This window comes from Streptomyces purpureus (assembly GCF_014648195.1).
GTDB lineage: Bacteria > Actinomycetota > Actinomycetes > Streptomycetales > Streptomycetaceae > Streptomyces > Streptomyces purpureus.
In genome coordinates, this window is record NZ_BMQQ01000066.1 from 1 (window position 1) to 1,796 (window position 1,796).

Annotated in this window: 2 protein-coding genes; both read left to right on the top strand. The window is 75.3% G+C overall.

The window, feature by feature from the left end:
• Positions 1-109: 109 nt before the first annotated feature.
• Complete coding sequence (xseA, locus tag IEZ01_RS34330) at positions 110-1,330, top strand: exodeoxyribonuclease VII large subunit (RefSeq protein ID WP_028797922.1); 1,221 nt, start codon at positions 110-112, stop codon at positions 1,328-1,330.
• Between the two features lie 10 nt (positions 1,331-1,340).
• Positions 1,341-1,583, top strand: coding sequence for an exodeoxyribonuclease VII small subunit (locus IEZ01_RS34335; RefSeq protein ID WP_019889129.1), 243 nt, complete (start codon positions 1,341-1,343; stop codon positions 1,581-1,583).
• Positions 1,584-1,796 lie beyond the last annotated feature (213 nt).

Sequence of the window (1,796 nt, forward strand, 5' to 3'; positions counted from 1 at the left end):
GGGCCGGAGCCGTGGCAGGACGCGCCGCGTGACAGCACGAACCCGTCCCGGCAGACGGCCTCCCCGCCGGCCCCTCGGCGGTGTCCGTGGTCGCCGTTAGGCTCGGCGCATGGCTCTTTCCACGTCTGCCGACGCGCCCCTTCCCGTCGGTGAGGTGTCACGGCTCATCGGTGGGTGGATCGACCGGCTCGGGGCGGTCTGGGTCGAGGGGCAGATCACGCAGCTGTCGCGGCGCCCCGGGGCCGGGGTGGTCTTCATGACGCTGCGCGATCCGTCGTACGACATCTCCGTCGGGGTGACCTGCTACCGCCAGGTCTTCGACGCCGTCGCCGACATCGTCTCCGAGGGCGCCCGGGTCGTCGTCCACGCCAAGCCCGAGTGGTACGCGCCCCGGGGGCAGCTCTCGCTGCGGGCCGCCGAGATCCGGCCCGTCGGCATCGGGGAGCTGCTCGCGCGGCTGGAGCAGCTCAAGCGGAGCCTCGGCGCCGAGGGGCTCTTCGCGGCCGACCGGAAGAAGTCCCTGCCCTTCCTCCCCCAGCTGATCGGGCTCGTCTGCGGGCGGGCGTCCGCCGCCGAGCGGGACGTGCTCGAGGTCGCCCGGCACCGCTGGCCCCACGTCCGCTTCGAGGTGCGCAACGTCGCCGTCCAGGGTGTCCACGCCGTGCCCCAGGTCGTCCAGGCGGTCGAGGAGCTCGACGCCCACCCGGACGTGGACGTGATCGTCGTGGCGCGCGGCGGCGGCAGCGTCGAGGACCTGCTGCCGTTCTCGGACGAGCAGCTCGTCCGCGCGGTGGCCGCCTGCCGTACGCCCGTCGTCTCCGCCATCGGGCACGAACCCGACACGCCCCTGCTCGACCTCGTCGCCGATCTGCGTGCCGCAACCCCCACCGACGCGGCCAAGAAGGTGGTCCCGGACGTCGGCGAGGAGCTGGACCGGGTCCAGGCCCTGCGGGACCGGGGGCTGCGGTGCGTACGGGCGATGCTGGAGCGGGAGGAGCGCGGCCTGGCGCACGCCCTCACCCGGCCCGTCATGGAGCATCCGCACCGGATGCTGGAGGAGCGGGAGGACGAGCTGCACGCCCTGCTCGCCCGCAGCCGCCGGGTCCTCGGGCACCTCCTCGACCGGGCCGACTCCGAGATCTCCCACACCCGCGCCCGGGTCCTGTCCCTGTCCCCCGCCGCCACACTGGAGCGCGGGTACGCGGTGCTGCAGCGGGCGGACGGGCATGTCGTCCGCTCCCCGGACGAGGTCGCGGCGGACGAGGAGCTGCGGGCCCGGGTCGCCGAGGGCGAGTTGACTGTACGCCGCGTTGTCGGACCTCACGCATAGGGTGGATCGCATGGCAGCGAAGACGGAAGAGGTGGCGGCGCTCGGCTACGAGCAGGCCCGCGACGAGCTGATCGAGGTCGTGCGCCGGCTGGAGGCGGGCGGGACGACCCTGGAGGAGTCGCTGGCGCTCTGGGAGCGGGGCGAGGAGCTGGCCAAGGTCTGCCGCCGCTGGCTGGAGGGGGCCAGGGCGCGGCTCGACGCGGCGCTCGCGGAGGAGGAGGCCGAGGAGGCCGCGCAGCGCGCCCGCGGTTGACCTGCGGGCGCCCCGACAGCCGGCCTTGTCCGGCACCCTTTTGTCCGGCGGCGCGCCGCCCGCCCGGCGGGCACCGGTCCCGCGGGAGTCCGCCCCCCGCCTTTCTCCGGCGGCGCGCCGTCGACCTGGCAGCAGCCGATCGGACCGTCCCGGGGAGTCCGCGCTCCCTGCCGACAGCCCGCTGTCCAGCAGCTCGCTGTCCCGCCGGCGCAC

What these genes read in the sequence shown, in the direction of transcription:
- IEZ01_RS34335 (WP_019889129.1), top strand. Translation starts at nt 1,341, where the DNA reads ATGGCAGCGAAGACGGAAGAGGTGGCGGCGCTCGGCTACGAGCAGGCC.
- xseA (WP_028797922.1), top strand. Translation starts at nt 110, where the DNA reads ATGGCTCTTTCCACGTCTGCCGACGCGCCCCTTCCCGTCGGTGAGGTG.